The sequence below is a fragment of the Kordia sp. genome (assembly GCF_045105435.1).
Lineage (GTDB): Bacteria > Bacteroidota > Bacteroidia > Flavobacteriales > Flavobacteriaceae > Kordia.
Genome location: NZ_JBGCDL010000262.1, coordinates 1 through 4,445 on the forward strand (window position 1 = coordinate 1; position 4,445 = coordinate 4,445).

The 4,445-nt window shown below is 31.5% G+C and carries 5 protein-coding genes; 1 reads left to right on the forward strand and 4 read right to left on the reverse strand.

Annotation, left to right across the window (positions count from 1 at the left end; genetic code table 11):
* From AB8B65_RS13345 to AB8B65_RS13360, 4 genes are all read right to left on the reverse strand, one after another.
* Positions 1-818 (reverse strand): hypothetical protein (locus AB8B65_RS13345; RefSeq protein ID WP_405301597.1); only part of this gene is annotated, 818 nt, incomplete at its 3' end.
* A gap of 222 nt (positions 819-1,040) precedes the next feature.
* The gene (locus AB8B65_RS13350) at positions 1,041-1,439 is read right to left on the reverse strand and encodes a LytR/AlgR family response regulator transcription factor (protein WP_405301599.1); all 399 of its coding nucleotides are present in this window, start codon (positions 1,437-1,439) and stop codon (positions 1,041-1,043) included.
* 277 nt (positions 1,440-1,716) lie between these two features.
* Positions 1,717-2,571 carry a hypothetical protein gene (locus AB8B65_RS13355; RefSeq protein WP_405301600.1) on the reverse strand — a complete coding sequence of 285 codons (855 nt, stop codon included), beginning with the start codon at positions 2,569-2,571 and terminating at the stop codon, positions 1,717-1,719.
* 99 nt (positions 2,572-2,670) lie between these two features.
* Complete coding sequence (locus tag AB8B65_RS13360) at positions 2,671-3,285, reverse strand: T9SS type A sorting domain-containing protein (RefSeq protein WP_405301601.1); 615 nt, start codon at positions 3,283-3,285, stop codon at positions 2,671-2,673.
* A 153-nt stretch (positions 3,286-3,438) separates the two neighbouring features.
* Here AB8B65_RS13360 and AB8B65_RS13365 point away from each other — a divergent pair.
* Positions 3,439-4,445: tetratricopeptide repeat protein (locus AB8B65_RS13365; RefSeq protein WP_405301602.1), on the forward strand; the 1,007-nt coding region annotated here is incomplete at its 3' end.

Here is a 4,445-nt window from a genome sequence, read left to right on the forward strand (position 1 = left end):
GTTTTTATAATTTTTGAAAACGTTTCATCAAACGTAATTAGGGAAACAGTATTGTATTCGGCACGATGATTTAATTGTACCAATATTTGATTTTCCCCAAAGGCTTCAATGTGTTTAATAGTGTATGGTTTTTTGAAATGATGCGTAAATTTTTGCGCAGGATTTTTCTTTGAAACCCAAGTTAAGTTTCCATGCTGATCCCCAAAAAATAGAAATTTGTCAACACATTTAATGGTTTCAATCGTTTCGGTAGCTTTGTATGGAAATACTCGTTTTTTAACACCTTTCCAATCGTATTCATCAATTTCTTTTCCTTTACTTACAAAAATTGAATGTTCGTCAATAGCAATTCTGTTTGGATTTGGATGTATTTCTTCTAAATTTATAATGGTATCAATTTTATTTTCTGAATTGAAACCCAACAGCGCCATACGCTGATATATATTGTAGATAAGATATTTGTCTTTGTATTTTAAGATTCTGTTGATGCGTTCGGGATAGCTACCTTTGATTTCTTCTTGATTTTTAGCAAGAATGCCATCAAGCCAAGAAGCAACATATAAAATACTGTCATTTACGTTTAGTAAGGAAACAGGATATCGAATTTCTTTTTTGTTGTGCATTTTAAAATCCGAACCATCAAAAGTTACCAATCCGCCATCGGTAGCCACATAAATTTCATCTTGGAATTTTTCAATAGCGAACGTGTAATTATCAACCAAACCATTTTCCACATTGAAGTGTTGTGCTGTCCAATATTGTGCATTTAGGACAAAACAGCTTAATAGAAAAAGGCTGTATAAAATGGATTTCTTCATGTAAGGAAACGTACGTTTCCTTAAAAATAGGAATAATGCTACAGTTGTAGTACTACATTTTGTAGTATTTGTATAAAAGGTATAAGAACATAAAAGTCAATTAGATTAATCTTTAATTAATCGTTTGATGATTTTGTACTTGTATTGTTGCGATTACAAAGAACTAACACAGGGATGCAATAGTGCGTTTTATTGATTTACGTTTTTGTTTTATAATATTATTTATAAAGTCGCTCTACATGGCGTGTTTGCCATTTTATTACTCATCATCTTTGAGATCATACGATTCTTTCGATGACTTACTGGTAGGACAATTTCCCCTTTGAGATACATTAAGCGATAACGTGGTTCATAGCGTTTTAAATACGAAAGATTGATTAAATACGATCGATGAATGCGAGTGAAGTTATCTTCTGAAAATAATTCTTGATAAGCTCCAATAGTTTTACTACTGAGTATTCGAGATCCATTTCTTAAGTATATCCAAGAGTAACTCTCAGAGGCTTCTATATATAAAATTTGTGCCTTTGCAATGTATTGACCTTGATGTTTATAACCGATACATAGATACTCTTGATTTTCGCTAATATACTGCCTTTGTTTTTTTCTTATCTGTATCATAATGGAATACGTTTTTTTAGTTAACAACTCTTTTGAAATGGTTAGGAAGGTTGGCAGTTGAGTCTAGCTTATCGAAGCTGGAATAATAGCTTGATTGGCATTTATAAAAATTTTGTGATCTTGTATTTTTATCTTGCGAATAGGCAATAGGAATCTACCCTAAGTATAGATTACTTAAGTAAAAAGGAGTTTTGTATATATATGTGAAAGATATAAGGCTAGCTAATTAGAATGATTAACTAGCCTTTTACTAAAAACGAAAAAGTTGTAGTACTAATTACTTTTTCGCTGCCAATTTAGCTTCCAACGCTTTAATGCGCTTTTCTTGCTCTATGGTGTATAAGGTAAGCTCTTCTACTTTTTGTAGTAAAATAGTAGTCATTTCTTTTAGTTGCATGCCTTCTTCTTTTACTTTGGCTGCACTAGGAACGCTCGGTAAATGGTGATTTGTTTTGGTAAACGCTTCCACTTCTTCAAGTGTAGGCATTACATAATCTGCTTTTAAGGCAGAAGTTCCTGTGTAGTATTTTTGAAACACATAATCAGGCAATACATCTTGTATCACTTCGACTTCTTCACAAAGAATTTTTCCATCTACCATTAGTTTGGCTGAGTCTTGAGTAAAATCAGATGTGCCAATACCTACTTTATTTTCCACCAATAAATGTCCTTCACCTAAATCGCCTACAGTATCGTTACCATATTGCCCCATTACAACACCACCATTCCAAAACATGGTATTTCCGTCTCTAGAGATTATTCTAGTTAAAGATGAAGCAGAATTATTAGTTGGAGAATCAAAATCTCTCAATCTAAAATATTGACTCAATGCTGTACTTCCATTTTCTACATCAAGTTTAAAATCAGGTGATGATGTGCCAATACCTATGTTCCCGGTAGTTTCATCGATAAGCATTCTTACAATACTATTTTGTTTATCGTAGAGAATAAAATTGTTTGTTGCGTCTCCACTTGATCCAATAGTCCATTTTTCAATTCCATTTCCCCAAAATCTGATTTGTGAGTTATCATTCGTCAATCTTATTCCTGGAAATGAATTATTTACTATTGTTTGAGCAGTCATAGAAAATAAGCCTCCTAATAGCATAAAAGTTAAAAGTATTTTTTTCATAATATATCGTTTTAATTATTTTTAGTAAATGTTTAAAAAGTATGTTGCAAATGTTTAAAATTTAATGGAATGAAACCATCCCATGAATTTGGTATATTTTTAATTCTTAGCAATAGTTTTAGTGATTTGCTCTCCGTTTTCGAGTTGTAGCTTGAGTACATAAACTCCTTCTTTTATATGTTTAAGATTGTAACTATAGCGTGTAGTTGGCTCTATAGTTTCTTCTATAATTTTAATGCCATACATGTTGTAAATACTGTACTTTTGTATTTTGGAGGTCTTGCTCGAAAATGAAATGACGCTTTTAGTTGGGTTAGGAGAAATATTTACAGCAGAGAATACTAACTCATCCTGATTGTTGGCAGGCCTTCCTAAACCATCATCATTACCTCCGTTTCCGCCTGCTTTTGTTCTATGTGATTCAGGACCATGACCATTAGGAAACTCAGCAATAAGTTTAACTTTGCTGTAGCCGGGAATGATTCTAATACTTCCATTTTCGGAATGTACAAGTCCTGCGAAAACAGTACCTATTGTGCCTTCGTCATAGGTAGAAGTTATTATAATGTCGTCGTCACAATTTTGATGCGCATGTCCAAAACCGTGAAAGTCTTCTCCGCAACGAGTCGTTAAAATTTGAGAACATACATTCATACTAGACAAAAAGACCAGTATAAATATTGCTTTTTGTAAAAGAAAATTAATTTGTTTCATTTGTTTGCAATTTTTTAGTGATTATTTGGAAATACTTAACTATAATATAGTTGTTATTTTCTTAAATTTAGGGTATTGTAAAATTCAAAATAAAAGTAATGTAATACCATACCAAATTTATGGTATTTTTATAAAATGTTAAATAATTCCCCTTTGAACACTTTAAAATATATTTTCATAATCATTTATTTTACTACGCTATCTGGTGTTGCCCAGAATGTAGATTCGATTACGGCATTACATGAACAATTTACAAAAGCTGTACATACCGATTTTGAGTTGGCTAAATCACTTGCGTTAGAAGCTGTAAAGAAAAGTGAACTGTTACAAGATAATAATTCGTTACTACAATCATATTTCAATTTGAGTGAAATTTATGCAAAGCAAAAGAAAAGTGATTCGGCATTTTTTTATACTGATAAAGCACTAAAATATGCGGAAAAACTAAGTGATTATGAAAAACAAGCACTTTTATATAATAGATTAGGAGCTTTGTCGCAAAGAGATGGTTCTTTCACTAAAGCAATTACCAATCAAGAAAAGGCAATGCTTATTGCGGAACAACATTCGCTTCTTCAGCAACGAAGTAAAATTCATGCTAGTCTAGCTAAATTGTATAGGAAAAAGGGTGGTAAAAAAAGAGCATTTAAAGAATTGCAAAAAGCTATAGAAATAGCAGAAACAAATAATTTTAAAAAAGAACTCATCAATAGTTATAATCTCAAAGGACTATTGCTTTTTAATACCCAAAAAGATAGTGCTATTCATTATTATGAAAAAGCCATTGCTTTTGCCAATGCAATTAATGATAAGCATAGAAAAGGTGTTGTACTTTCAAATTTGGCAGATCTTTATATGAGTATAGAGAAGTATGATGTAGCGTTTAAATATTTGACTCAAACAGAAAAAATCGCATTGGAAGTACACGATTATAGTACCTTGCATTTTGCAGAAATGTCTTTAGGGATTTATCATGAAGAAATAGGTGATTTTCCAGCAGCCATACGTATTTATCAAAAAGCTTTAAAAGAGTATGGGCAATATATAGATGATTCCCAAAGGTTACAGGTATATTGGTTATTACCAGCTGCTTATTTTCATAATAAACAATATATAGAGGCATACGAATATCAGGAAAAGTATATTAAACTTAGAAACGA